We start from the raw sequence: 26,225 nt of genomic DNA, 5'->3' as shown, positions 1-26,225 counted from the left end.
ATCGGGCGGTCGGCGGGTCCGGCTGTCGCGGTCCGGCCGTGCCGAAGCCGTGTGTCGAAATCCTGGGCCGGCCTGCGGCGGGCCCAGACGACGACCGGCCGCGTTGGGGATTCGCCCGGATACAACACCGGTATCCAGGCGAATCCCCGCCTTGCCGGACCGCCGCCTGGACTCCGCCTCGGCTCGACCGAGGACTTCGACACACGGCTAGGCTGCTGTCGTGATCGTCTGGGACCTCGTCGTCGTCGGCGCCGGCCCCGCCGGGCTGTCCGCGGCACACGCCGCTGCCCGTGCCGGTGTCTCCACACTTGTCGTCGAGCGGGCCGCGCACCCGCGGTACAAGACCTGCGGCGGTGGCCTGATCGGCACCTCCCTGGCGGCTGTCGCGGATCGGATCGAGGTGCCCGCGCACGACCGGGTGGACCGTGTCACGTTCACCCGCGACGGCCGCCGGGAGTTCACCCGCCGTAACGACGGCCCGGTCGTGACGATGGTGCGCCGCGAGGAGTTCGACGACCGGCTGCGCGAGGCGGCCGTCGCCGCCGGCGCGCAGATGCGTGAGCGGGTCGCGGTCCGCGCGATCGAGCAGGACCCCGAGGGGGTACGCCTGCGGCTCGCCGACGGTACGACGATCGCGGCCCGGACGGTGATCGGGGCCGATGGTTCGTCGGGGGTGACCGCCCGGCACGTCGGGGTCCGGTACCGGCAGGTGGACCTGGGTTTGGAGCTGGAGATCCCGGTCCCCCCGGCGGAGCAGGAGCGGTGGCGGGGGCGGTTGCTGCTGGACTGGGGCGACATGCCGGGCTCGTACGCCTGGGTCTTCCCGAAGGGTGACCGCCTGACCGTCGGTGTGATCGCCGGTCGGGGAGCGGGGGAGGGGACGCGGGAGTACCTGCGGCGGTTCGTCGACCGGTTGGGGTTGACCGGGTTGCCCGCGGAGCACGATTCCGGTCACCTGACCCGGTGCCGTGCGGAGGATTCACCGTTGCGCAGCGGCCGGGTGCTGGTCGTGGGCGATGCGGCGGGGTTGTTGGAGCCGTGGAGCCGGGAGGGCATCAGCTTCGCGTTGCGGTCCGGCGGGTTGGCCGGCGCGGCGGTCGCCGACGGTGATCTGGCGGGGTACGAGCGGGCGGTCGCCGCGCGGTTGGTGCCGGAGATGCGGGCGGGGTTCCGGCTGTTGGACGTGTTCACCCGCCGCCCGGACGTGTTCCACGCCCTGTTGGCGACTCCGCCGGGCTGGCGGATGTTCGTGCAGTTCTGCCAGGGGCGGGCGAGCTTCGACGAGATGCTGCGACGTCGCTCCATCCGGGCCGCCCTCGCCGTGCTGGACCGACTGCCCGCACCGCGCCGGCCCACCTCTGTTACCCCAGGATCCTAGGATGCCTTACAGGGTGTGTGCGGTGCTGGTCCGGATTGGCCGCTCGTTGGACAATGAGCGGAGAAGCGGGAGGTGCCGATGGCCGAGCAGCCGTTCACCGATGACGAGTACGCGTTCCTGCGCCACATCCGGTTCGGGGAGTTGCCGCCCGCTGTGCGTCCCGACGAGCGGGTCGCCCTGACCGAGACCGATCCCGGGCGGGACCGCCCGGAGGAGGCCGAGGACCCGGTCCGCTGGAACGTGCAGGGCTGACAACAGCAGACGGGCCGTGGGTGTCGCCACCCACGGCCCGTCTGTGGCGCGCGATCAGAAGACCGGCACGCCCTCGCGTACCAGCCGCCAGTTCGGCTGGAAGAAGTCGGCCGGGTCGATCGTCCCCTTGGCCTGCGCCCAGTCGATGAGCAGCTGACGGATCTCCTGCTGCGCGTTGTAGACCTGCGTCTTCACGATGCCGGGGAAGTTGCCGCCGCCGCTGCGCCGGTAGTTGTTGACCGCCACGACGAACTGCGCGTTGTCGGCGACCGGGGTGTCGGTGCCGGCGAGCACCAGCCGGGTGATGCGCTGCCCGACCGGCCGGGAGATGTCGATGTCGTAGTCGACGCCGGAGAAGACGTCGTAGTTGTAGTCCGGCACCGCCGGGTCGCTGATCTGCTCCGGGTCGACCGGGGCGCCCGGCGCGAAGGTCCGAAAGTACTTCGCCGAGTACTCCAGGTACGCGCGCACCTCGGCTCCGCTGAGCACCACCGCTTCGAGGGTGTTGTCGTACACGTACAGGCCGGCCACGTCGCGGATCTTGACGTCGCCGGCGGGGAACACCGCGGTACGGCTGAACGGCGCCGCGATCGACAGCACCGGCAGGTCCGCGTACGCGGTGCCGGCCAGCGCCGCGCCGACCACCTCGGTCTGTACGTGGTTGATGAAGTCCAGGATCGGCGTGTCCCTGTACCGCGACTCCGCCGCCGACAGCTCGACAGTGGACCGCGCGACCACCTGGTTGACGTACGCCACGGTCTTCTGGTGTTGGGCCCGCACGGCCGCGAGCACCTTCGGGTCCTCGACCACCGTGTTGGTGTTCAGCATGGTGGCGGCCTTCTTGGTGATCGCCCACCGGCCACGCTCGCGGGTGAGGGTGAAGTCCATCCGGGTGAGCCGCTGGCCCCACTTGGACGGCTCGGAGAGCAGCACCTGGGCGCCGGTGCGCTCGTTGGTGACGAACCGCTCGACCACCTCGTTGTGCGCGTGCCCGAACAGGATCGCGTCGATCCCCGGCACCTGCTGGGCGATCAACGCCACCGGGTTCTCGTTCGGCAGCTCCGGGCCGTAGCTGGAGGTGCCGCTGTCACCCCCGTGCGCCGAGATCAGCACGAGGTCCGCGCCGCGGGCCCGCATGACCGGCACCCACTTCGCGGCGGTAGCGACCATGTCGTCGAAACGCAGCCTGCCCTCGACGTTGCCCTTGTCCCAGATGGCCACGCCGGGGTTGGTCAGACCGAGGATGCCGACCCGCAGGGTGGGCGCGCCGAGACCGAGGGAGACCTTCTTGATGACGTACGGCAGGAAGGCCGGCTTGCCGGTCTTCGCGTTGACGGCGTTCGCGGCGAGCGCCGGGAAGCCGAGCTGGCGGATCCACAGGTCCAGCAACGGCAGCCCGTAGTTGAACTCGTGGTTGCCCAGCGTCACCGCGTCGTAGTCGATGACGTTCATCGCCCGGGCCATGGGGTGCTTCTCCCCGGTGGCGGTGATCGGTTCCTGCTTGGCGTAGTACGTCGCCAGCGGAGTGCCCTGGATGGTGTCGCCGGCGTCGAGCACCAGCGTCGCCTTGCCCCGCCGCTCCCGACGGATCTGGTTGATCAGGGTCGCCAGCTTCGCGACACCGATGTCGTTCTGCTTGCTGTCGTCGTACTCGGCGTCGCGGTAGTAGTCCCAGTTGTAGACGTTGCCGTGAGTGTCCGACGTGCCCAGGAGGGTGAGGTCCCAGGTGCGTGACCGGGCCGCGCCGGCCGCCTGCGCGGGCGCGGCGGCGATCAGCGGGGCGGTCGCCGCCGCGGCGGCGGCGACGAGCACCTGGCGACGCGACGGACCGGAGGGAGAGGTCATGACGTGCCTTTCCATGGGGGTGGACGCGCTTCGTGGGCGCCTCGCGCACCATAACCACCAGCCGACACTCCCGCCACGGCAGCCCCGACGGGTGCAGCGGTTTCCGCAGGCCGGCCCGGGGTAGGGCGATCGGGGACGGGATTTCGCGGGAGCGCCATCGCCTACCGCGACCGCGCGAGGAGACTTCGGAGACATCGGTGACTGAGGATCAGCACACCCAGCAGGACCCGACCAGCCAGTACGGCGGGCAGTCGGGTCAGCCCGCACAGCAGCAGTCCGCGCCCGGCTCGACCGCGCAGATGAGCCCGAAGCCGGACCACGGGGAGGAGTCGTACCGGGGCACTGGCAAGCTCGACGGCAAGCGGGCGCTGATCACCGGCGGTGACTCCGGGATCGGCCGGGCGGTCGCCATCGCCTTCGCCCGGGAGGGCGCCGACGTGCTCATCTCGTATCTCGACGAGGGGGAGGACGCCGACGCCCGGGAGACCATTCGTCTGGTCGAGGAGGCCGGCCGGCGGGGCGTCGCGGTACGCGGTGACATCACCGACGAGTCGCACTGTCAGGAGCTGGTCGATCGGGCGGTACGCGACCTGGGCGGCCTGGACATCCTGGTCAACAACGCGGCTCACCAGATGTCGCAGGACAAGGGGATCCTCGGAATCACCACCGAGCAGTTCGACCGAGTGCTCAAGACCAACCTGTACGCGATGTTCTGGCTCTGCAAGGCGGCCATTCCCCACCTCAGCGAGGGCGCGGCGATCATCAACACGGCGTCGATCCAGGCGTTCGACCCGTCGCCGCAACTGCTGGACTACGCGACCACCAAGGCGGGCATCGCCAACTTCACCAAGGCGCTCGCCGCCGACCTCGCCGAGCAGGGCATCCGGGTCAACGCTGTCGCACCCGGCCCGGTGTGGACGCCGTTGATCCCGGCCACCATGCCCGAGGAGAAGGTGAAGCAGTTCGGCACCGACACCCCGGAGGGTCGCCCCGGGCAGCCCGCGGAGCTCGCACCCGCGTACGTCTTCTTCGCCTCGCAGGAGTCCAGCTACGTGACCGGCGAGATCCTTGGCGTCACGGGCGGTCGCCCGACGAAGTGATCCGCCGCCGGGGCGGGTGCTGCTTCGGTGCCCGCCCCGGGTGCGGCTCGTTCCGTATGCGTCGGTGTTCGGCTTGGCGCAACGCTTCTGTGCGGTCGGTGTTGCGGTGTGTACGTCGGCGGTCAGCGCGGCCAGGTGGCGAAGCGCCGCCGGACGTGATCGACGTCGGCGGCGCTCAGACCGTACCGACCGAACCGCTGCTCCGACAGCCGGTCCAGGTAACGCCCGGCGGCACGTACGTCCGCCGGATCCAGGGCCGGGTCGACCTGCCGTGCCAGCATCAGCAACTCGGTCACGTCGTAGTGCTCCAACGCCGCCGCCACGTCGATGAAGTCCCGGACCTCCCGCCGGTTGACCAACGCCGCGATCTTGTTCGCCACCAGGTCGCGTACGTCCATCACCGGGCCGAGGTCCATCACCACCGGGCTCTGCTGGCGGTCCAACCGGGCGAGGCTCAACCGGATCTGCCGGCCGTCGCGGCTCACCACGAAGTCCTTCATGTCCTGCTCGTACCCGTCGAACAGCTCAGCGAGATCCCCGTCGGGGTCGGCGTCGCTGACCAGGAAGCCGGCCCGCTCCAACGCCACCCGTACACCTGTGGACGCCGCCGCCGCGGCACCCTCCACGTCCGCGAAGAGGTCGACGTCCTCCGTCGGGCGGGCCACCAACCCGTGCGCCGCCCAGGCGACCCCGCCCCCCAACACGAACCGGTACGGTCCGGCGGCGGTGAGCGCCACCCGGGCGACCTCCCGGTAGAACTCGTGCAGATGCGGCTCGGTCACGCCGCGCGCAGGCCGCGGTGGCGGCTCTCCCATGCCTGGCGTACGCCACGGGGCAGGTTGAGCAGTCGCCACACCCGCCGAAGCGCGCGACCGTTGATGAGGACGCGCAGGTCCTCGGCGCGGGTGGTCTCGCGGAGCACGTTCTCGTACATCCAGAGCAGTTGGTCCGGGTCGTTGAGGTCGAAGGTGCGTTCGGCGTTCCACATCAACCGCACCGGCAACTCGACCACCCCGCGCGTGGGGCCGGCCAACTCGGCAAGCGTCCTCGCCACCACGGCAGGACGACCGGGCCGGGCCAGGAAGGCCACGCCGGTCGCAGTGGGGGAGACGGCCTGCATGGTGTCAGGGTAACGCCCACCGAAGCCGGTGTCGCTCAGGACGATCCCTACACGCTCCAGGGACGGTCGCCGGACCCGCTCGCGGGGGCACTGACCGGCCCCGTTGCAGCGGCGCTGTTCATGGCTAGCGTCGTCTATGGGCTGGGTTGTGCGGTGGGTGGGTTGTGCGGTGGGCTGCGTTGTGCGGCGGCTGGGTTGTCGGTGGGCTGCCTTGTCGGTGGGCTGCCTTGTCGGTGGGCGGCGCTGTCGGTGGGCGGCGGTGTCGGGTGGGCTGGGTTGTTCGGGGTTGCGTTGTCCGGTGGGTCGCGTTGTCCGACGGGCCGCGCTGTCGGTGGGCGGCGCTGTCGGTGGGCGGCGGTGTCCGGTGGGCTGGGTTGTTCGGGGGTTGCGTTGTCCGGTGGACTGGGGCTGTCCAGCGGGCCGTACTCTTCGCTGGGCCGTGCTGTTGGGAGGGCCGCGCTTTCCGTGCGTCCCTTGGCGGGCATGGCGTCAGCCCTGCGCGTGGTGCTTCGTCCGAGCGGCGACTGCCGGTCTGCGTTTCGGCGAAGTCGCGGTATCAAACCCTGACGGATACCGCGATATCGGCGAAGTCGTGTGGATCTCGCGTGAGCTGGGGTGTTCTGCCCGCCAGTCTGGGTGGTTTGGCACCTGGGGTCAGGGTTGACCCGTCGGTTTTGTTCCGTGTGGGCGGTGTTGGCGTGTGGTCGGGGCACGTGCCGGGCGGAATGATGGCCGGGTCGGGGTCGTTGCACACCCTGACGATCGCAGGACCACGCCCCTGCCGGGCGCGATGGTCCGCCCCGGGAATGACCCCCGGCCCCGGGGTCGTTACACCTGGACCCCGCCCGACCGGCACCCCGCTTCACCGGGTGCCAACGGATGGGCCGATCCCGGGAATGACCCCGGCCCCCGGGTCGTTGCACACGGACCCGGCGCCGCGAGCCCTCCGCTCGCAGGCCGCCGACCCCGGTGCGACACGCCCCCCCGGCCTGTCGGTCACCGAATCCCCCTCAAGACTTTCCCCGTTTGTTGCAGCGCCGGACGAGGTGCTCACACCCGTGCGATCTAGGCGGGTGTCCTTACCCCCGAAGGAGCTTCCCCCATGAACACGATCATGCGTAAGAGTGTGCTGTCCGTTGCTGGTCTGGCGTTCGCCGGTGGTGTGTTCGCCGGTCCGATCGCCGCCCACGCCGCTACTGCGACTGTGGACGTCAAGCCTGTTGCCGCCGCGGTGCAGACGGCGCCGAAGCCGCAGGGCGAGCAGTCGCACATCACCCTCAACGATGAGCAGACCGCGAACGTGAAGGCGATCATCGCCGCGACGAAGAAGGCCGGTCTCCCGGAGCGGGCCGCGGTGATCTCGATCGCGACGAGCTTGCAGGAGTCGAAGCTGGAGAACCTGGGCCATCTCGGCGACGCCAACGACCACGACTCGTTGGGCTTGTTCCAGCAGCGGCCGTCCTCGGGTTGGGGCACGCCGGAGCAGATCACCGACCCGGCCTACTCGACGACCGCGTTCCTCAAGGGCCTCAAGCAGGTCGACGGGTGGCAGGACATGGCGCTGACGGATGCCGCGCAGACCGTGCAGGTCTCCGCCTACCCCGACGCGTACGCCCAGTGGGAGCAGCAGGCCACCGACCTCGTCGCCCAGCACTGGAACAGCTGACCCACACCAAGCACCGACTGCTGGCCGGCACCCCACCCGGGTGCCGGCCAGCGGCATATCCACCACAGAGCACCGCCAACACGCAAAGGCGGTGGCACCGCCACCAGCGAGCACCGCCAACGCCGCGCACCGCCGCCGCCGCCGCGCGGGCGCGGGTGGCGGCACATCCACTCCGAGATCTTGGACAGTTTCCGTTCTCGCTGAACGGAAACTGTCCAAGATCTCGCGGTTCTGGGTGCTGGAACCGTGCGGCTGCCGCGCTTCGGCCCGGCCCGGCCCGGCCCGGGGCCGGATGGTCGTGCGGTGATACGGCGGCGGTCAGACAGTTCGGGGCGCTCGGTCGTGTGGCGTCAGGTGGCTGCCAGCCAGCGACAGGCAGGCAGCCAAACGGCGGGCCCGCGCTGCCCGGTGGGCAAAGCGCGCCCGGTGGGCAAAGCGCGCCCGGCGAGCCTGCGCCCGGCCGGCGACCAAGCACGAACGGTGGGCCCGCGCCGCCCGGTGGGCCCGCGCCGCCCGGCGGGCAAAGCACGGCCGACGCGCCCGGCCCGCCCCCGGCGCAGCCAGGGCGGCATGCCGGGAACAAGGTCGGGGGCGGGCTGGTTGTGGAGGGTGTCGGTGTGACTCAGTGTCCCCGGGCCTCACCTATATTGCCCTCGCGGAATACCGTTCGGCTGGAGCCGCGTCGTGCCACTCGCCGAGAGGCGACCTGCACACCGACACCAGCGCCGCCCCCGACCCAAAGGCCGGGGGCGGCGCTGTCTGGCAAGGGCCTTAACTCGCGAACATGTCTCAACTGGCCTATGTTCATGTGGTCGCTCGCGTGGGAGGGGGTGTCGGGTATGGGGCTGCGGACCTTCATCGAGGGTTGGCCGGTCTACCGGCAGCTCACCGGCACCGATCCGCTGGGCCGGGGCGCGGCGGCGAAGTCGGCGGGGTCCCGTGCGCTCACCGCTCGTACCGAGGACGCCGACAGTGTGGCTCGTTCGATCTGTCCGTACTGCGCTGTGGGTTGTGGGCAGCGGGTGTTCGTCAAGGACGGGCAGGTCAGCCAGATCGAGGGAGACCCGGACAGCCCGATCTCGCGGGGTCGGCTCTGCCCGAAGGGTTCGGCCAGTAAGAGTCTGGTGACGAGCCCGTTGCGGCAGACGACGGTTCGTTACCGCCGTCCGTACTCGACGCAGTGGGAGGATCTGGAGCTCGACACCGCGCTCGACATGATCGCCGACCGGATGCTCGCCGCGCGCGAGCAGACCTGGGAGGACGTCGACACGCAGGGCCGGCCGCTCAACCGGACGCTGGGTTTCTCCAGTCTGGGTGGGGCGACGCTGGACAACGAGGAGAACTACCTCATCAAGAAGTTGTTCACCGCGATGGGGGCGCTCCAGATCGAGAACCAGGCCCGTATTTGACACTCCGCCACCGTCCCCGGTCTGGGGGCCAGCTTCGGTCGTGGCGGTGCGACGGATTTCCAGCAGGACATCGCCAACGCTGACGTCATCGTCATCCAGGGTTCGAACATGGCCGAGGCGCACCCGGTGGGTTTCCAGTGGGTGATGGAGGCCAAGCGTCGCGGCGCGAAGGTGTTCCACGTCGACCCGCGGTTCACCCGGACCAGCGCTGTCGCTGACGCGTACCTGCCGATCCGGGCGGGCACCGACATCGCGCTGCTCGGCGGTGTGGTGCGGTACATCCTGGACAACGGTTTGGACTTCCGGGAGTACGTGCTGTCGTACACCAACGCCGCGACGATCGTCAGCGAGGAGTTCAGCGACACCGAGGACGGCGACGGTTTCTTCTCCGGCTTCGACCCGGAGACCGGCACCTACGTGCAGGACAGCTGGCAGTACGAGGGGCACGAGGACTCGTCGGGCAGCGGACACACCGCGAAGGAGCGGGACACCGCCGCCGGCCTGGAACACGAGTCGCACGGCGCGGAGGTCGGCGGGCAGACCCGGCGGGACGAGACGTTGCAGCACCCGCGGTGCGTCTACCAGATCCTCAAGCGCCACTTCGCCCGCTACACACCGGAGATGGTGGAGCGGGTCTGCGGCATCCCGCGGGAGCAGTTCCTGGAGTTGGCCCGGGCGTGGACGGCGAACTCCGGCCGGGAGCGCACCGGCATGCTGATCTACTCGGTGGGGTGGACGCAGCACAGTGTGGGTGTGCAGTACATCCGCACGGGCGCGATCATCCAGCTGTTGCTCGGCAACATGGGTCGCCCGGGTGGCGGGGTGATGGCCCTGCGGGGGCATGCCAGCATCCAGGGCTCCACCGACATCCCGACCCTGTTCAACCTGCTGCCCGGTTACCTGCCGATGCCGCACCACGCCGACCACCCGACCTTCGACGAGTGGGTGGACAGCATCCGGCACCCGGGGCAGAAGGGTTTCTGGGGCAACGCGCGGTCGTTCGCGGCCAGCCTGTTGAAGGCGTACTGGGGTGACGCGGCGACGCCGGAGAACGACTTCTGCTACGGCTACCTGCCCCGGTTGACCGGGGACCACGGCACGTACCAGCAGGTGCTCAACATGATCGACGGGAAGATCAAGGGGTACTTCCTGCTCGGTCAGAACCCGGCGGTCGGCTCGGCGCACGGTCGCGCCCAGCGGCTGGGCATGGCCAACCTGGACTGGTTGGTCGTCCGGGACCTGTTCATGATCGAAAGTGCCACGTTCTGGCAGAACGGCCCCGAGGTGGCCACCGGTGAGATCGTGCCGGAGGAGTGCCGCACCGAGGTGTTCTTCCTGCCCGCCGCCTCGCACGTGGAGAAGGAGGGCACGTTCACCCAGACGCAGCGGTTGTTGCAGTGGCGGGAGAAGGCCGTCGAGCCGCCAGGTGACGCCCGCTCCGAGTTGTGGTTCTTCTACCACCTCGGGCTCAAGCTGCGGGAGAAGCTGGCCGACTCACCGCTGCCGCGGGACCGGGCGCTGCTCGACCTCGCCTGGGACTACCCGACGCACGGTCCGCACGCGGAGCCGAGCGCCGAGGCGGTGCTGCGGGAGATCAACGGGTACGACGTGACGACCGGCCGTCCACTGTCCAGCTTCGCGGAGGCCCGCGCGGACGGTTCCACCGCCGTCGGCTGCTGGATCTACACCGGGGTGTACGCGGACGGCGTCAACCAGGCGGCCCGGCGCAGGTCCCGACACGAACAGGACTGGGTGGCCGCCGAGTGGGGTTGGGCGTGGCCGGCGAACCGGCGCATCCTCTACAACCGTGCCTCCGCCGACCCGGACGGCAACCCGTGGTCCGAGCGCAAGCGCTACGTGTGGTGGGACGCGGAGAAGGGCGAGTGGACCGGCTACGACGTGCCGGACTTCGAGAAGACCAAACCGCCGTCGTACCGGCCGCCTGCCGGCGCGTCCGGGCCGGAAGGCATCGCCGGTGACGACCCGTTCGTCATGCAGGGCGACGGCAAGGGCTGGCTGTACGCGCCGAGCGGTGTGCTGGACGGCCCGTTGCCGACGCACTACGAGCCGGTGGAGTCGCCGGTGCGTAACCCGCTCTACGGGCAGCAGGCCAACCCGACCCGCAAGATGTACGCGCATCCGGTGAACTCGGTGAACCCAAGCCCACCACAGGAGCACGATCAGGTGTTCCCGTACGTCTTCACGGTCAGCCGGCTCACCGAGCACCACACCGCTGGCGCGATGAGCCGGATGGTGTCGCCGCTGGCGGAGTTGCAGCCGGAGATGTTCGTCGAGGTGTCCCCGGCCCTCGCCACCGAGGCCGGTCTGACGCATCTGGGCTGGGCGCACCTGGTGAGCGGGCGGGCGGTGATCGAGGCGAGGGTGTTGGTGACGGACCGGCTCACCCCGTTGCGGGTGGACGACCGGATCATCCACCAGGTGTGGTTGCCGTACCACTTCGGTTTCGAGGGTCTGGTGACCGGCGACTCGGCCAACGACCTGTTCGGCATCAGCCTGGATCCGAACGTGCTGATCCAGGAGAGCAAGGTCGGCACCTGCGACGTGCGGCCCGGCCGTCGTCCGACCGGCCCGGCGTTGCTGGACCTGGTCGCCGACTACCAGCGGCGCGCCGGAATCACCCCGGGCCATAATGCCCCGGCGGTCACCACCGACGACGAGGGGAAGGAGCACGGTGCTTCCTGACCCGAACAGCCTGTACGGTCCGCTGGACCCGGCGCCCGATGCGGGTTATGAGAACGCGCCGCCGCGGATGGGGTTCTTCACCGACACGAGTGTCTGCATCGGTTGCAAGGCGTGTGAGGTGGCCTGCAAGGAGTGGAACGGTGTGCCGGAGAGCGGCCTGGACCTGCTCGGTATGTCGTACGACAACACGGGTGCGTTGACCGCGAACTCGTGGCGGCACGTGGCGTTCGTCGAGCAGCCCCGCCCGGCCGGGCAGCACCCGTCGTCGGCCGACGTGCTCGGTGATCCGGTGAACGTCGGCCCGCAGATGTCGGTCGATGCGGGCGCGGGGCCGCAGTTCCTGGGGATGCCGGGTGCGCAGCCGCCGGGTCGGGGCAGCGGTGCTGAGGGGCGGACGGATTTCCGGTGGTTGATGATGTCGGACGTGTGCAAGCACTGCACGCACGCGGCGTGTCTGGATGTGTGTCCGACGGGGTCGTTGTTCCGGACGGAATTCGGGACGGTGGTGGTGCAGGAGGACATCTGCAACGGGTGTGGGTACTGCATTTCCGCCTGCCCGTACGGGGTGATCGATCAGCGTAAGGGTGATGGTCGGGCGTGGAAGTGCACGTTGTGCTACGACCGGTTGGGTGCCGGCATGACCCCCGCGTGCGCGCAGGCGTGTCCGACGGAGTCAATCCAGTACGGGCCGCTGGACGAGCTGCGGGATCGGGCCGCCGCCCGGGTGAACACCCTGCACGAACGGGGGGTGTTGGAGGCCCGGTTGTACGGGCACGACCCGAACGACGGCGTCGGTGGTGACGGGGCGTTCTTCCTGCTGCTGGACGAGCCGGAGGTGTACGGTCTGCCACCGGACCCGGTCGTGACCACCCGGGACCTGCCTGCCATGTGGAAACACGCCGGTCTCGCGGCTCTCGCCATGGCGGCGGCCACCGTCGCCGCGTTCCTCGGAGGTTCCTCGTGAGTCCCCAGCGCCCCGAGGTGGGTGACCTGTTCCGTCGCTTCCGCGACCGGCTGGCCGCCGATGGCGCCGACCGACCGGGCGTCGCGGCAGGGCCGGAGGCCGGGGCCGACGGCGTGCCGACGGGTGCCGACGACCACCGTCCGCACGCGACCGCCCCGCCGCAGGAGATCGCCGCGCGGCACCGGGATTCCCGACCGCAGGGGACCTCCGCCGACCAGCCCGGTCGACGCACGGGCCGCCGACGCGGCGGGCGCGGCGGCGAGGAGCTGCGGGTACCGGAGGCCGAGTTCACGTCGTACTACGGTCGGCCCATCCTCAAGGGTCCGGTCTGGAAGTGGGACATCGCCGCGTACCTGTTCACCGGCGGGCTGGCGGCCGGATCGTCGCTGCTCGCGGCGGGTGGGCAGCTCACCGGCCGGCCGGCGCTGCGGCGTGCCGGTCGGGTCACCGCGCTGGCCGCCGTCAGCGCCAGCGCCGTGTTCCTCGTCAAGGACCTGGGCCGCCCGGCGCGGTTCCACCACATGCTGCGGGTGGCGAAGCCGACCTCGCCGATGTCGATGGGCACCTGGATCCTCACCGCCTACGGGCCGGCCGCCGGTGTCGCCGCTATCGCCGAGGCCGCCGGTGTGCTGCCGCGCCACGGCCTGCTCGGGCTGGCCGGTCGGGCGTTGCCGTCGGTCGGGCACGCCGCAGGGCTGCTCGCCGCCGGTGCCGCGCCCGCGCTGGCCACGTACACCGGGGTGTTGCTGGCCGACACGGCGGTTCCGTCGTGGCACGAGGCGTACCCCGAGTTGCCGGTCATCTTCGCGGGCAGCGCGCTGGCCAGCGGCGCGGGTGTGGGTCTGCTCGCCGCGCCGCCGGTCCAGGCCGGGCCGGCCCGGCGGATGGCGGTGGCCGGCGCGGCCCTGGAGTTGTACGGCGCGCACCGGGTGGAGACCCGCCTCGGTCTGCTCAGTGAGCCCTACCGGCTGGGCCGTCCCGGTCGGCTGCTGCGCGCCGGTCGGCTGCTCACCGCCGGCGGTGTCGCCGGTGCGCTGCTCGGCCGGCGCAGTCGGGTGGTCAGCGGACTGTCCGGTGTGGCGTTGCTGGCCGCGTCGGTGGCGACCCGGTTCGGCATCTTCTACGGCGGTGTCGCCTCGGCCCGTGACCCCCGGTACACGGTGGTGCCGCAACGCGAGCGGGTGGAAGCGCGGCGGAGCGGTGGCGGAACTTCCACCTGACCGGGCGGTCGTGCCCGTGCTGTGATCGAATGTCCGGTGGAGGCGTTCAGGCGGCTGGTGCCCCTCCCGGTCTTCAAAACCGGTGTGGTCCGGGACCCGGGCCAGGCGGGTTCGATTCCCGTCCGTCTCCGCCAAACCAGTGCAGGAGATGACGTCATGGGCGACGGGCCGACGGACCCGCGACGGCGGGTGCCCCGCACCGACACGCTGCTCGCCGATCCCCGGCTGGCCGCCGCCAGCGCGACGCTCGGCCGGGACCGGGTCAAGGCGGTCGTCGCCCGCGCCCAGGAGCGGGTCCGCCGTGGTGAGCTTCGCCCCGACGAGGCACGCGACGCGGCGGTCGCCGCGCTGCCCGCGGCCGGGCCCCGCGTGGTGCTCAACGCGACAGGCGTCGTGCTGCACACCAACCTGGGCCGGGCCCCGCTGTCCGCCGCCGCGGTCTCCGCGGTGGTCGCCGCCGCCGGGCACACCGACGTGGAGCTGGACCTGACCACCGGCCGGCGGGCCCGTCGCGGCCGCGACGCCCTCGACGCGCTGGCGGCTGCCGTGCCCGACGCGGGCGGCGTGCACGTGGTCAACAACGGCGCCGCCGCGTTGGTGCTGGCGGCCACCGCGTTGGCGGCCGGCCGGGAGATCGTCGTCAGCCGGGGTGAGCTGGTCGAGATCGGCGACGGGTTCCGGCTCCCCGACCTGCTGGAGAGCACCGGGGCGCGGTTGCGGGAGGTGGGCACCACCAACCGCACCACACTCGCCGACTACGCCGCGGCGCTCGGCCCGCAGACCGGCTTCGTGCTCAAGGTGCACCCGTCGAACTTCCAGGTCACCGGCTTCACCTCGGCGACCCCGGTGCGGCAACTGGCCACCCTCGGCGTGCCGGTGGTGGCCGACATCGGCTCCGGCCTGCTCACCGCGGATCCGCTGCTGCCCGACGAACCGGACGCGGCCACCACCCTGCGCGCCGGCGCCGCGCTGGTCACGGCCAGCGGCGACAAGCTGCTCGGCGGCCCGCAGGCGGGCCTGCTGCTCGGTGCCGTCGAACTGGTCGAGAAGCTGCGCCGTCACCCGCTGGCCCGGGCGTTGCGGGTGGACAAGCTCACCCTGGCCGCGCTGGCCGCGACGGTGCACCAGCCGGACACACCGACCCGGGGCGCGCTGCACGCCGACCCGGGTGCGCTGCGCAATCGGGTGGAGCGGCTGCGCGACCGGCTCGGCGCGGACGGCCGCAAGGCGGAGGTGGTGCCGGCCGTCGCGGTGGTCGGTGGTGGCGGAGCACCGGGTGTCGAGCTGGACTCGTGGGCGCTGAGCCTGCCCGAACGGTACGCGGGGCCGCTGCGCATCGGCGAGCAGCCGGTGCTCGGGCGGGTGGTCCGGGGTCGGCTCCTGCTCGACCTGCGGTGCGTGCCCGAGGAGGCCGACGAGGCGGTCCGGGCGGCAGTGCTGCGCGTACCCGGGGACGACTGACAGTGTTCGTCGTCGCCACCGCCGGACACGTCGACCACGGCAAGTCGACACTGGTCCGGGCGTTGACCGGGATGGAACCCGACCGGTGGGCCGAGGAGCGCCGCCGGGGGATGACCATCGACCTGGGTTTCGCGTGGACGACGCTGCCGTCCGGCGGCACTGTCGCCTTCGTCGACGTACCCGGGCACGAGCGGTTCGTGCCGAACATGCTCGCCGGCGTCGGCCCGGTGCCGGCGGCGCTGATCGTCGTGGCCGCCGACGAGGGCTGGATGCCGCAGTCCGCCGAGCACCTGGCCGCGCTCGACGCGCTCGGTGTCGCGTACGGCCTGCTGGCGGTGACCCGCGCGGACCTGGCCGACCCGGGGCCGGCCACGGCACGCGCCCGGGCCGAGATCGCCGCCACCAGCCTCGGCGCGGTGCCGGCGGTCGCGGTCAGTGGCCTGACCAGCGCGGGCCTGCCGGAGCTGCGGACCGCGCTGGACGGCCTCGCCGCCCGGGTGCCCGCCCCCGCGGTGGACGACCCGGTGCGTCTCTGGGTGGACCGCAGCTTCACGGTGCGGGGCAGCGGCACCGTGGTCACCGGCACCCTCGGCGCTGGGCGGCTGCGGGTGGGCGACGAGTTGGAGGTGGCCGGGGCCGACGATCCGGTCCGGGTACGCGGCCTGCACTCCCTGGGGGAGGCCCGACCGGAGGTGCCGGCGGTGGCCCGGGTGGCTGTCAACCTGCGCGGCACGCCCCGCGACCGGCTCGGCCGGGGCGACGCGCTGCTCACCCCGGGCCGCTTTCACCACACCGACCTCGTCGACGTGCGACTCACCGGCGACCCCGCGGCCGACCTGCCGGCCACCCTCACCCTGCACGTCGGGTCGGCGGCGGTGCCGGTACGCGTCCGGCCGCTCGGCCCGGACACCGTACGGCTGCGGTTGGCCCGTCCGTTGCCGCTGCTGGTGGGTGACCGGGCGCTGCTGCGTGACCCGGGCCGCCACCACGTGACGGGTGGGGTACGGGTGCTGGACGTGGCGCCGCCGCCGCTGGCCCGCCGGGGTGCCGCCGCCGCCCGCGCGCAGGTCCTGGCGGAGCTGGACGGTCGTCCGGACCTGGCCGGGGAGTTGCGCCGCCGTCGGCTGGTCCGGACCGGCACGTTGATCCGGATGGGTGTGCCGGTGCCTGCCGGCCCCGGGCGGGACAGCCCAGCGTGGACGGCGCCGGTGGCCGGCGACTGGTTGGCCGACCCGGCCCACTGGCAGCGCCTCGGCGAGCAGGTGACCGACGAGGTTGCCCGCTACGCCCGGGACCACCCGTTGGAGCCCGGGATGCCGGTGGACGCGCTGCGCCAGCGTCTCGCCCTGCCCGACCGGGTGCTGGTCGAGGCGCTGGTCCGGCCGCCACTGCGGATCCACGCCGGGCGGGTCGGGACGGCGGGCGTCGACGCGTTGCCGGAGCCGGTGGCCCGGGCCGTGCAGCGGGTCCGCGCCGAGTACGGCGACCGGCCGTTCCGGGCCCCCGAGGCGGACCGCCTCGTCGACCTGGGTCTGGGCCCCCGGGAGATCGGCGCCGCGGTACGGGCCGGCGCCCTGCTGCGGCTGGCCGACAACGTGGTGCTGCTGCCCGACGCGCTCGACGGCGCGGTCCGGGTGCTGGCGGGGCTGCCGCAGCCGTTCACGCTCTCCGCGGCGCGGCAGGCGTTGGACACCACCCGTCGGGTGGCGGTGCCCCTGCTGGAGTTGCTGGACCGTCGCGGCGCGACCCGACGACTGCCCGACGACGCCCGGATCGTCGTCACCTGAGCAACCGGCCCCGAGGTCGGTGACGGTCACCTACGGTGACGCCATGGACCCTTCCGCGGTCTGGCGGGACCGGCAGCACCAGTGGCGGATCGAGGCGTACCGCGCGCCGGACCTGCGCTTCGCCATCTACGCCACCAACGGGCCCACGGAGTCCGTGCCGCTGTGGCTGTTCGGGATGTCGGCGTTGGCCCGGTGGCTGATGACCCACTCCATCTCGCTGGACGACCTCGAGGTCGACTGAGCGGGGGCGCGCTCGCAAACCGGGCCCGCGCCGCGCCTCGCTGCGGTTGAGTGACAGCAGGCGGCGGACGGGAGTACGCGATGGGTGGCCAGCTCGGGCAGTTGGCGCTGGTGGCCGTCCTCGTGCTGGTCAACGCCGCGCTGTCCGGCAGTGAGATGGCGCTGGTGACGTTGCGCGAGGGGCAGTTGCGGCGGTTGGGTCGGCGCAGCCGTTCCGGCGACCGGTTGGTGCAGCTGTCCCGTGACCCGAACCGCTACCTGGCCACCATCCAGCTCGGTATCACCCTGGCGGGTTTCCTCGCGTCGGCGGCGGCCGCGGTGTCGCTGTCCGAGCCGCTGGTCGGCCCGCTGGGGTTCCTCGGCGGCGCGGCCCGTCCCGCCGCGGTGCTGCTGGTGACGGTGCTGTTGACGTTCGTCACGCTGGTGCTCGGCGAGTTGGCCCCGAAGCGGCTGGCCATGCAGCGGGCCGAGCGGTGGGCGCTGCTGAGCGCCGGTCCGCTGGATCTGCTCGCCCGCGTTTCCCGGCCGGCGGTGTGGCTGCTCAGCCGGGCCACCGACGCTGTCGTCCGACTGGCCGGGGGCGACCCGCGGGCCAACCGGGAGGAGATGACCGAGGAGGAGTTGCGGGAGATGCTGGCCAGCCAGCGCGGGCTGTCCGCCCAGCAGCGGGAGATCCTGACCGGCGCGTTCGACATCGCCGGTCGCACGCTGCGGGAGATCCTGGTGGCCCGGCGGGAGGTGACGACGTTGCCGGCCGACCTCGGCGCGGACGAGGGGGTTCGCCGACTCGCCGCCACCGGGCGGTCCCGCGCCCCGGTCACCGGTCCCGGAGGGCTGGACGAGGTGCTCGGCGTGGTGCACATCCGTGACCTGGTGCAGGCCGGCACCGCCTCGGTGGGCGAGCGGGTCCGGTCGCCGCTGCTGCTCCCGGTGACCCTGCCGGTCGCCGACGCGCTGCGGCAGCTCCGGCAGCAACACCAGCAACTGGCCCTGGTGGTCGACGAACACGGCGGCATCGACGGCATGGTCACCATGGAGGACCTGTTGGCCGAGGTGGTCGGCGAGTTGTACGACGAGACCGACCGGGACGTGCACGGCGTCGTCCGGGAACCGGACGGGTCCCTGCTGGTGCCCGGTGACTTTCCCCTGCACGACCTGCCGGACCTGGGGGTGCGGCTCAGTTTCCCGTTGTCCCGCGACTACACGACGGTGGCGGGGTTGGTGCTGGCCCGGCTGCGGCACCTGCCCGGTGAGGCGGGGGAGACGGTGCGCCTGCCCGGGTTGACCCTGGAGGTCGTGGAGGTCGCCGACCGGGCCGTTCGTCGGGTGCGGTTGCGCGGGTTCGTCAGCGATCGCTGACCGTCACCCGACCAGGCGACAAAACCCCCGAATGTGGATGAAAGCCGGATGAGCCGGGTTACCGTGCGAACGTGAAGGACCGAGGGTTGCGTACGTTCGTCACGGTGCTGGCCGGCCTCGCGGTGATCTACTTCGGTAGCGCCGGCCGCAGCCCGGAGGAGGGCCGTGGCATCTCCGGCGGGGTGGTGGTCCTGGCACTGCTCGCCGCCCTGCTGGTGTGGCACCTGACCCGTCCGGGAGACAAGACGGTGAAGTGAGCGCTCAACGGGCGGCGACGCGGGTGACCTCGCCGGCCGACTCCTCGCCGAGCGCCACCCGTACCAGCGCCGAGGCGAGACGGCCGAAGTCCGGTTCGTCGACGAGCCCGGCCAGCCGGTCCGGGGACCCCGGCAGACCCAACCGCTTCGCCCCGGCCAGGGCCCGACGGTCGGCGTACGGGCGCACGTCCGACCAGACCGTCTGGGCTTCGCGCAGGTAGATGTCCGCGCCGGTGGGACCGATGCCGGGGAACTCCGTGAGCCGCCGGCGCAGGCCGACCGGGTCACCCTTGGCCTCGCGGTGCAGCCGTCGCAGGTCACCGTGCCAACGGTCCAGGCACAGCCGGGCGCCGGTGCCGAGCATGGTGGCCGTGCGCTCGTCGTAGCGGCGGTAGTGACCCCGACCCAGCGCGTCGACGCGCTGCTGCCAACTGGCCGCCTCCATCGCCTGGGGCGTGCGGTAGCCCGCCGCGAACAGCTCCCGCGCGGCGTCCACCGCCACACACGCCCGGATCCGGGTGCTCAGCAGGGTGGTCAGCACCAGCAACTGGTACAGCGGTCCCGGTCGGTCGGAGAGCCGGATCCCGGCCTCCTCCGCGTACGTGCGGCCGCGCCGGTCCAGCAGGACCCGCACCACCGTTCGGTCGTTGCCCACACCACCCCTGATACCCCGTTTGGAAGCGGCTAGCCGCCCCGCCGACGCTCCGGGGCCGGAATGCCCACGGGGCGGGCGGGTATGCCGGCGGTGGAGGCGGTCGATGCCGCCTGCCGTACCCGGAAGGGAGACACCCCGTGACGAACCCGCAGCAGCAGGAGCTCCGCCGCAACGCGCTGGGCGCGACCAGCCAGGACAACAAGGGCCCCGCCCCGGGCGGGCACCCGGCCAACCGTGGTACGTCGCGCGGCGACGCCGGTCGACCGGTGCCCAAGGGGCAGGTGTCGCCATACGGCCCGGCCGGTGAGCCGGTGGCCGAGGACGACAGCGACACCCGCTGATCAGCGGCCGCGACCGGACGGCCGCCGCAACCTGTTCCAGGTGGCGGCGGCCGCCAGTCCGTACGCGAGGTGCGGAACGATGTCGGAGATCCAGTCGGAGCGCCGCCAGGTGCGCGGGTCGCTGAGCCCCAGCGCGGTGATCGACCCGTCCGTCATGGTCATCACACCGGCGCCGAGCAGGCCGGTGGCCACCGGCAGTGGTTGACGCCGATCACCGGCGTAGAGGGCGAACGCGACACCCGCGGCGATACCCAGCCCGTAACCGATCAGGGGCCCGAGACCGGAGCGGCGGTTGGCCCTCCGGTCCCCGGACCCCAGATCCAGGTGGGCGTACCCGGCCAGCTTGTCGACGGTCTCCTGCGGGACATCGCTCTCCGGTCGCCCCCGAAGCGCCATGTCGAGGTAACTCACCACGTTCAACGCGGTGCTCCCGACGGCGCCAGCGATGGCGCCGTCGGCCACGTCGACAGTTCTCACTTCGGGTCGCCCGGTTCGCGCTCACTCTTCGGCCCGTACGTGCGGTCGCCCCGTACCACGCCTCGTTGGCCGCGATCCTCCTGCAGGATCCGGTTCGCGACCTGGTTGGCCTTGCCGTCGGGCACCCGGCGTCCGGAGTCGTCGATCGCGTTGCGCAACCGCGCCCGCTGCTTGTCGTACGCGTTACTGCCCGGCCGTGGTCCTGGCATCTGCTGCCTCCTTCGTCGGCGGTCTGGGCGTACCGCGGCCGTCTACCCGTCTGCCGGCGCGCCAACCCCGCGTCAGTGGGGCGCGCGGACCACGGCCACCGGGCACTGCGCGTGGTGCAGCAGGGACTGGCTCACCGACCCCAGCAGCAACCCGGTCACCTCGCCGCGCCCCTGTCCACCCACCACCACCAGTTGGGCGGAGCGGGACGCGTCGGCGAGCACGGTGCCCGTTCGTCCGCGTACCGCCCGGCAGGTCAGCCGCACCGTCGGGTGGCGCTCGGTCAGCCCGGTCAGCCAGCCGGCGAGCATCCGCTCCTGTTCGCCGTGCAGTGTCGCCTCGTCGTACACCAGGGGTTGCATGTCGCCGGGGCCGCTGCTGCCGGGATGCCGGTAGGCGTGCATCGCCACCAGTGGCACACCGCGGGACACGGCGGTCTCCGCGGCGAAGTCGGCCGCGACGCGGGAGGCCTCCGAGCCGTCCACCGCGGCCAGCACCGGCTCGTCGGGCCGTTGCGCGCCGCGGGCCACCAGCACCGGACAGTCGGCGTACGCGGCGACCTGCACGGCGACCGAGCCGACCACCAGCGCCGAGAAGCCGCCCAGGCCACGGTCGCCGAGCACGATGAGCGCGGCGGTGGTGGACTCACCCACCAGCACGGCGGTCGCCTCGCCGTCGATGATCTCACCGGAGATCGTCAGCCCGGGCGCTGTCGCCTCGGCCTCGGCCACCGCTGCCGTGACCAGTTCCTCGGCCCGGTGGCGTAGCCCACCCCCGGGCGGCGCCCCCGGGGCGGGGGAGACCGGCACGTGCAGCAGCGGCCAGATGAACCCGTGCACGACCCGTAGCGGTCGGTGCCGTCGCGCGGCCTCGGCGGCGGCGAGGCGTACGGCCCGCAGCGCCGGCTCCGAACCGTCCACGCCGACCACCACGGCAGCGTTGTTCGCCGAGTTCACCGCCCCACCTCCCGCCCGCGGTCAGTATCGCGGGCTCAGACGCCTCCGCGTCGCGATACCGCGGAGCGCGTCGGGGTCGGTACGCTGGCGACGACCGGCCGGGGAGGGGGCGTCGTCGATGGGTGAACCGGACCAGCCGAGCACCGCGCGGATGATCGACTTTTGGCTCGGTGGGGAGCACCACTTCCCGGTCGACGTGGCCGCCGCGAGCGCGTTCGAGCAGGCGTACGGGCCGTGCGCTCCGGTGTTCCGGGAGCTGCGGGCGTTCCTGGGCCGGGCGGTGCGGGCGATGGCCGAGCAGGGGGTGGACGGTTTCCTGGTGTTCGGCGCGGGGGTGCCCACGCGGGGCAACGTGCACGAGATCGTCACCGACGCGACGGTGCTCTACACCGACGTCGACCCGGTCACCATCCGGCTGGGGCAGAGCATCCTCGCCGGCAGCGACCGGGCCGGCTACGGCTTCGGTGACGCGACCGACATCGGCACGATCGACCCGGCCCAGTTGCACCGGTTCGTGCCCGGTTGGGGTCGACGGCCGGTCGGGGTGGTCTTCCTGGGCCTCGCCGCGTTCCTCGACGACGAGACGTTGACCCGTACGCTCGACGAGTTGTACGCCGCCGCGGCCCCGGGCAGCCTGCTCGCCGTGGACTTCGACACCGAGGAGCTGGCGGGTTATCCGCAGGCCCTGGCGATGATGGGCCCGCAGTTCCGGATGCGTCCACCGGAGGCGTTCGCGCCCCTGCTGGGTCGGTGGGCGCCGACGGCGGACGGGATCGTCCCCGTCACCGAGTGGCGGCCGGAGGGTCCGCCGGCGCGGGTGCCCGACGCGTTCCACGGCGTGCTCGCGGCCCGGGGCGGCGACTGACCGCGCGGATGTGACGTCCGGGGGCGTCCGTATGATGCTTGCCCTGTAGCAAGCTTCTCGAGAGGACGACCATGGTGGACGTGCCGGACGTGGTGTCGCGCGCACTGCGCGACGCCCCGCCCGACCAACTGGCGGAGGCGGCGGACCGGGTGATCCGGTCGACGATGGGTGCGCTGCGCACCGACGTGTTCGTCGCCGACTACCGGATCAGCGGGCTGTGGCCGCTGCTGGATCCGGACCTGCCGGCGGCGGGTTTCCTGGCCTGTCACACCGTGGCGCAGCGCTGTTTCAGCAGCCAGCAGCCGGTGCGCGACGGCGAGGGTCCCTGCCGGCTGTACCTGCCGTTGACGGTGTGGGGGGAGCGGCTGGGTGTGCTGTTGATCGAGCTTCCCGACGTACCCGGTCCGGCGGTCACCGGCCGCGCCACGGACGTCGCCGGCGCCCTCGCGGTGGCGATGCGCGCGGCCGACCGGGAGACCGACCGTTACCGGCGGGCACGCCGCCGCGAGCGCCTCACGATGGCCGCCGAGATGCAGTGGGACCTGCTGCCCGGTCGCAGCGTGGCGCACCGGGCGTTCGACCTGGCCGGCCAGCTGGAGCCGGCGTACACAGTGGGTGGTGACCACTTCGACTGGTCCCTGGACGGTGACCGTCTCACGCTGACGGTGCTCAACGGCGAGGGCAACGGTCTGGCCGCGTCGATGCTGACCTCGGTCACCGTCAACGCGATGCGCAACGCGCGACGGTCCGGCGGTGGCCTGGTGGAGCAGGCCGAGTTGGCCTCGGACACGGTCTTCTACCAGCACCGGGGTAAGCGGTACGTGGCCACTCTGCTGCTCGAGGTGGACACCCGCACCGGGCAGGTACGGGCGGTCGACGCGGGTTCCCCGCACCTGCTGCGGATGCGGGGGTCCGTGGTGGAACAGATCAAGCTGGACCAGCAGTTGCCGTTGGGGATGTTCGCGGAGACCCGCTACGAGCTGCAGGAGTTGCGCCTCGAACCGGGTGATCGCCTCTTCGTGGTCAGCGACGGGGTGTGGGCCGCCGAGCCGCCGGGTCAGGAGCCGTACGGGCAGCGCATGATGGCGCGTTCCCTGCGCGCCACGCGGTTGCAGCCGGCGGCCGAAGCGGTTGGTACGGTGATGCGCGAGCTGCACGCCTACCACGCGGAGTCCGATCTGCGGGACGACGCCGTCGTTGTCTGTCTGGACTGGCGGGGTCCGCGCGAGCGGGGCAGCGGGTGAGGGCCGCCGCTGCGCCGGGCGGTCAGCAGCGCGACGACGGCAGGGGACATCGGGTGGAGCGACCTGCGGATCTCGCCGCGGCGATCAACGCGGCTGCCGAGACACTGATCGCCGTCCTCGATTCGGCAGCGTCGCGGCACCAGTTGCCGCCCACCCAGTTGCGGGTGCTGATGCTGATCAGCACCCGGCAGGAGACCAACGTCAACGGGTTGGCCGAGTTGCTGGACGTGGTGCCCTCGTCGGCGAGCCGTCTCTGCGACCGGTTGGAGGCGACCGGGTTGTTGCGCCGGGTGGCCGATCCACGGGACCGTCGCGAGGTGCGGCTGCTGCCGACCCCGGCCGCGCTGACCCTGCTGGAGGAGTTGGCGGAGCGGCGGCGGCGTGCGGTGCAGGCGGTGTTGGATCGGATGCCGACGCGGATGCAGCACGACCTGTTGCTGGCGTTGGTCGGGTTCGCCCGGGCGGCGACGCAGCCGGTGCCCGAGCAGCAGAATGATGCGGCGGCGCAGACGGCATGAGTGGGGCCCGTCCTCCACTAGTGTCCTAGGACGCTCAACGCGTGGTGATCCACGCCACAGTGCGGCAATGCCGCACCGGACGCCGCGCGGCAGCACCCCAGGGGCCAGGCGGAAGCCCGATATAGTGACAGCGCACTTCGCCGGCCCGCGATCATCGAGATCGCGGGCCGTGTCAGGGGAGAGGCCCCGCCCGGGGCCGCAGGGGGAGCCGGCGGTGGCCGGCCCGACAACGCGTACGCCCCTCAGCCACGTCCGCCGTCGGCTGGGGGCCACGTGCCGTGGAGGAGGATCGGTGTCGCGTCGGCCGGCTCGGGCAGAGCAACCGCCGGACACCGGTGACCAGACTCCCGGCAACCAGGTGCTCACCCTGCCCAACCTGATCAGCTTCGGGCGGTTGCTGGGCGTACCGCTCTTTCTCTATCTCTTCCTGGTCAGCCGGGCCGACGTGGCGGCGATCGTCGTGCTCGCCATCGGCGGCACCACCGACTGGGTCGACGGTTGGATTGCCCGCCGCCTGCGCCAGGTGAGCCGGCTCGGCGAGCTGCTCGACCCCCTCGCCGACCGGCTCTACATCCTCGCCACCCTGATCGCCTTCACCGCGCGCGAGGTGGTGCCGTGGCAGTTCACCGCGGCGCTGCTGGCCCGCGAGGTGCTCCTGCTCGGCTCCCTGGCGGTGCTGCGTCGCTACGGGTACGGGCCGCCGCCGGTGCACTACGTGGGTAAGACAGCGACGTTCCTGCTCCTCGCGGCCTTCCCGGTGCTGCTGTTGGCGACCGAGTGGAGCGCGGCGGCGACGGCGACCGCCGCGATCGGGTGGGGGCTGGCCTGGTGGGGGCTGGTGCTCTACTGGGTGGCCGGCGCGATGTACGTCGTACAGGCGGCCCGGTTGGTGCGCGCGGCCCGCGGCCCGGGAGCGGCGGCGTGAGCGCGCCGCGGCTCGGGAAGCCCGGCCAGGACCGGGTGTACGCGCCGGACTTCCTCACCGAGCTGTTCCGCAACCCGCTGGATCCGGGGTACGCGGACGCGGCGGCCGCCCGTCGGCGGTCGGCGGAGTCCGGGCCGGTGCGGGGTTGGCGGGCGCGGTCGTCGCGGACGGTCAGCCTCGTGGTGGTGGTGATGCTCGGCTTCCTGTTCGCGGTCGCGTACCGGCAGACGATGGCCGACGAGCCGGGGCGCAGCCAGGCCCGTTCCGGTCTGGTGACGCAGATCAAGGAGCGGGAGAGCCAGACCGACCGGCTGTCGACGCGGGCCGACCAGCTGCGCGAGGAGGTCAGTCGGCAGCGGGACGCGGCGTTGAGCGGGTCGGCGGCGGCCCAGCTGCGCAACCTGGAGGCGAGTACGGGCCTGGGCCGGGTGCGCGGTGACGGTGTGGTGGTGCGGTTGGCGGACGCGCCGGACAACGCGGATGCGGTGACCGGCGCCGGCGCTGGTCCGCCGCGGGTGTTGTACAGCGACCTGCAGGGGGTGGCCAACGCGTTGTGGAGTGCCGGCGCGGAGGCGATCGCCATCAACGGGCAGCGGTTGACGTCGACGTCGACGATCAGGTCGGCGGGTGAGGCGATGTTGGTGGACTTCCGGCCGGTGACCGGGCCGTACGAGGTGTCGGCGATCGGTCCGGGTTCGATGCGGCGCAAGTTCGAGGCCAGTCGGAACGCGGCGTTGATGCGGGAGGTCGCGCAGAAGACCGGGTTGTCGTTCGGTGTGCGGGAGTCGGACGACCTCACCCTGCCGGCGGCCGCGGAGCCGCAGCTACGCTACGCCAAGCCGTCGGTCAGTCCGAGCCCTTCCGCGTCGGGTGTCCGGTCCGGCAGTCCCGGGTCGTCCGGTCCGACGACCTCAGTTAGCCCCTCCGGAGGTGGCCGATGATCGCGGTGCTGGCGTTGCTCGCCGGTGTGGTGCTCGGTGTGGTGCTTGATCCCGCGGTGCCGGCGGCGTTGCAGCCGTACCTGCCGATCGCTGTGGTGGCCGCGTTGGACGCGGTGTTCGGTGGTGTGCGGGCGCGGTTGGACCGCATCTTCGACGACAAGCAGTTCGTGGTGTCGTTCATCTCGAACGTGCTGGTCGCCGGTCTGATCGTGTACCTGGGCGACCAGTTGGGGGTGGGCGGGCAGTTGTCCACCGGTGTGGTCGTCGTGTTGGGTGTGCGTATCTTCGGCAACGTGGCGGCGATCCGCCGGCACCTGTTCCGGGCGTAGGTTGGT

Annotated in this window: 26 protein-coding genes and 1 tRNA gene; 20 read left to right on the top strand and 7 right to left on the bottom strand. The window is 72.2% G+C overall.

The window, feature by feature from the left end:
- The first annotated feature begins 220 nt into the window (after positions 1-220).
- A complete protein-coding gene (locus O7631_RS22785) occupies positions 221-1,378 on the top strand; it encodes a geranylgeranyl reductase family protein (RefSeq protein WP_278146085.1) in 1,158 nt (385 codons plus the stop codon).
- A 78-nt stretch (positions 1,379-1,456) separates the two neighbouring features.
- A complete protein-coding gene (locus O7631_RS22780) occupies positions 1,457-1,630 on the top strand; it encodes a hypothetical protein (protein WP_269678943.1) in 174 nt (57 codons plus the stop codon).
- Positions 1,631-1,684: 54 nt separating this feature from the next.
- On the opposite strand, the gene O7631_RS22775 is transcribed toward O7631_RS22780, so the two are convergent.
- Complete coding sequence (locus O7631_RS22775) at positions 1,685-3,475, bottom strand: 5'-nucleotidase C-terminal domain-containing protein (RefSeq protein WP_278146084.1); 1,791 nt, start codon at positions 3,473-3,475, stop codon at positions 1,685-1,687.
- Between the two features lie 197 nt (positions 3,476-3,672).
- Here O7631_RS22775 and O7631_RS22770 point away from each other — a divergent pair, with 197 nt between their 5' ends.
- The gene (locus O7631_RS22770; protein WP_278146083.1) at positions 3,673-4,575 is read left to right on the top strand and encodes a glucose 1-dehydrogenase; all 903 of its coding nucleotides are present in this window, start codon (positions 3,673-3,675) and stop codon (positions 4,573-4,575) included.
- A gap of 122 nt (positions 4,576-4,697) precedes the next feature.
- On the opposite strand, the gene O7631_RS22765 is transcribed toward O7631_RS22770, so the two are convergent.
- Together O7631_RS22765 and O7631_RS22760 are read right to left on the bottom strand one after the other, a co-directional pair.
- Entirely contained in the window at positions 4,698-5,390 is a 693-nt protein-coding gene (locus O7631_RS22765; RefSeq protein ID WP_088989528.1) for a nucleotidyl transferase AbiEii/AbiGii toxin family protein, read from the bottom strand.
- The gene (locus tag O7631_RS22760) at positions 5,354-5,695 is read right to left on the bottom strand and encodes a hypothetical protein (RefSeq protein WP_278146082.1); all 342 of its coding nucleotides are present in this window, start codon (positions 5,693-5,695) and stop codon (positions 5,354-5,356) included. Before O7631_RS22760 ends, O7631_RS22765 begins: the two co-directional genes overlap by 37 nt.
- A 1,102-nt stretch (positions 5,696-6,797) precedes the next feature.
- On the opposite strand from O7631_RS22760, the gene O7631_RS22755 reads away from it, so the two are divergent.
- The 10 genes from O7631_RS22755 to O7631_RS22710 all read left to right on the top strand — a co-directional run bounded on the left by O7631_RS22755 (position 6,798) and on the right by O7631_RS22710 (position 18,761).
- A complete protein-coding gene (locus O7631_RS22755; protein WP_278146081.1) occupies positions 6,798-7,361 on the top strand; it encodes a hypothetical protein in 564 nt (187 codons plus the stop codon).
- 839 nt (positions 7,362-8,200) lie between these two features.
- The gene (gene fdh, locus O7631_RS22750; protein WP_278146080.1) at positions 8,201-11,473 is read left to right on the top strand and encodes a formate dehydrogenase; all 3,273 of its coding nucleotides are present in this window, start codon (positions 8,201-8,203) and stop codon (positions 11,471-11,473) included.
- Entirely contained in the window at positions 11,463-12,437 is a 975-nt protein-coding gene (locus O7631_RS22745; protein ID WP_278146079.1) for a 4Fe-4S dicluster domain-containing protein, read from the top strand. Before fdh ends, O7631_RS22745 begins: the two co-directional genes overlap by 11 nt.
- Positions 12,434-13,657: an NrfD/PsrC family molybdoenzyme membrane anchor subunit gene (gene nrfD / locus O7631_RS22740; RefSeq protein WP_278146078.1), complete on the top strand. Its 1,224-nt coding sequence runs from the start codon at positions 12,434-12,436 to the stop codon at positions 13,655-13,657. Before O7631_RS22745 ends, nrfD begins: the two co-directional genes overlap by 4 nt.
- Before the next feature lie 38 nt (positions 13,658-13,695).
- Positions 13,696-13,791: transfer RNA gene (locus O7631_RS22735), tRNA-Sec, on the top strand.
- Between the two features lie 22 nt (positions 13,792-13,813).
- Positions 13,814-15,118, top strand: a complete 1,305-nt coding sequence (selA, locus tag O7631_RS22730) for an L-seryl-tRNA(Sec) selenium transferase (RefSeq protein ID WP_278146077.1) — start codon at positions 13,814-13,816, stop codon at positions 15,116-15,118.
- Positions 15,119-15,120: 2 nt separating this feature from the next.
- Positions 15,121-16,905: a selenocysteine-specific translation elongation factor gene (locus O7631_RS22725; protein WP_278146076.1), complete on the top strand. Its 1,785-nt coding sequence runs from the start codon at positions 15,121-15,123 to the stop codon at positions 16,903-16,905.
- A 43-nt stretch (positions 16,906-16,948) separates the two neighbouring features.
- On the top strand, positions 16,949-17,146 hold the full coding sequence (locus O7631_RS22720; RefSeq protein WP_088989536.1) for a hypothetical protein: 198 nt from the start codon (positions 16,949-16,951) through the stop codon (positions 17,144-17,146).
- Positions 17,147-17,226: 80 nt separating this feature from the next.
- Positions 17,227-18,504, top strand: coding sequence for a hemolysin family protein (locus tag O7631_RS22715; RefSeq protein ID WP_278146075.1), 1,278 nt, complete (start codon positions 17,227-17,229; stop codon positions 18,502-18,504).
- Between the two features lie 71 nt (positions 18,505-18,575).
- A complete protein-coding gene (locus O7631_RS22710; RefSeq protein ID WP_036410487.1) occupies positions 18,576-18,761 on the top strand; it encodes a hypothetical protein in 186 nt (61 codons plus the stop codon).
- A gap of 4 nt (positions 18,762-18,765) precedes the next feature.
- Here O7631_RS22710 and O7631_RS22705 read toward each other — a convergent pair whose 3' ends face one another.
- Complete coding sequence (locus O7631_RS22705; protein ID WP_145781713.1) at positions 18,766-19,416, bottom strand: hypothetical protein; 651 nt, start codon at positions 19,414-19,416, stop codon at positions 18,766-18,768.
- 137 nt (positions 19,417-19,553) lie between these two features.
- On the opposite strand from O7631_RS22705, the gene O7631_RS22700 reads away from it, so the two are divergent.
- Complete coding sequence (locus O7631_RS22700) at positions 19,554-19,757, top strand: hypothetical protein (protein WP_278146074.1); 204 nt, start codon at positions 19,554-19,556, stop codon at positions 19,755-19,757.
- Here the strand turns inward: O7631_RS22700 and O7631_RS22695 are convergent, their stop codons facing one another.
- The 3 genes from O7631_RS22695 to O7631_RS22685 form a co-directional block, all read right to left on the bottom strand.
- Complete coding sequence (locus O7631_RS22695; RefSeq protein WP_278146073.1) at positions 19,758-20,234, bottom strand: hypothetical protein; 477 nt, start codon at positions 20,232-20,234, stop codon at positions 19,758-19,760. It abuts the gene before it with no gap.
- Positions 20,231-20,443: a phosphatidylethanolamine-binding protein gene (locus O7631_RS22690; protein WP_088989541.1), complete on the bottom strand. Its 213-nt coding sequence runs from the start codon at positions 20,441-20,443 to the stop codon at positions 20,231-20,233. Before O7631_RS22690 ends, O7631_RS22695 begins: the two co-directional genes overlap by 4 nt.
- A gap of 72 nt (positions 20,444-20,515) precedes the next feature.
- Positions 20,516-21,397 carry a universal stress protein gene (locus tag O7631_RS22685; RefSeq protein ID WP_278146072.1) on the bottom strand — a complete coding sequence of 294 codons (882 nt, stop codon included), beginning with the start codon at positions 21,395-21,397 and terminating at the stop codon, positions 20,516-20,518.
- Positions 21,398-21,515: 118 nt separating this feature from the next.
- Here O7631_RS22685 and O7631_RS22680 point away from each other — a divergent pair, with 118 nt between their 5' ends.
- From O7631_RS22680 to O7631_RS22655, 6 genes are all read left to right on the top strand, one after another.
- The gene (locus O7631_RS22680) at positions 21,516-22,262 is read left to right on the top strand and encodes an SAM-dependent methyltransferase (protein WP_278146071.1); all 747 of its coding nucleotides are present in this window, start codon (positions 21,516-21,518) and stop codon (positions 22,260-22,262) included.
- A gap of 71 nt (positions 22,263-22,333) precedes the next feature.
- Positions 22,334-23,506 carry a PP2C family protein-serine/threonine phosphatase gene (locus tag O7631_RS22675; protein ID WP_278146070.1) on the top strand — a complete coding sequence of 391 codons (1,173 nt, stop codon included), beginning with the start codon at positions 22,334-22,336 and terminating at the stop codon, positions 23,504-23,506.
- Between the two features lie 53 nt (positions 23,507-23,559).
- Positions 23,560-24,024: a MarR family transcriptional regulator gene (locus O7631_RS22670; RefSeq protein ID WP_278146069.1), complete on the top strand. Its 465-nt coding sequence runs from the start codon at positions 23,560-23,562 to the stop codon at positions 24,022-24,024.
- A gap of 292 nt (positions 24,025-24,316) precedes the next feature.
- Entirely contained in the window at positions 24,317-24,949 is a 633-nt protein-coding gene (locus O7631_RS22665; RefSeq protein ID WP_269678925.1) for a CDP-alcohol phosphatidyltransferase family protein, read from the top strand.
- Positions 24,946-25,890, top strand: coding sequence for a DUF881 domain-containing protein (locus O7631_RS22660; RefSeq protein WP_278146068.1), 945 nt, complete (start codon positions 24,946-24,948; stop codon positions 25,888-25,890). Before O7631_RS22665 ends, O7631_RS22660 begins: the two co-directional genes overlap by 4 nt.
- Positions 25,887-26,219 (top strand): small basic family protein, encoded by a 333-nt coding sequence (locus tag O7631_RS22655; protein ID WP_088989548.1) that lies wholly within the window; start codon positions 25,887-25,889, stop codon positions 26,217-26,219. The genes O7631_RS22660 and O7631_RS22655 overlap by 4 nt, the downstream gene beginning before the upstream one ends.
- Positions 26,220-26,225 lie beyond the last annotated feature (6 nt).

It is taken from the genome of Micromonospora sp. WMMD967 (genome assembly GCF_029626165.1).
Classification (GTDB): Bacteria; Actinomycetota; Actinomycetes; order Mycobacteriales; family Micromonosporaceae; genus Micromonospora; species Micromonospora taraxaci.
Note: the sequence above shows the minus strand (reverse complement) of the source record. Positions and strands in the feature narration are given on the sequence as shown.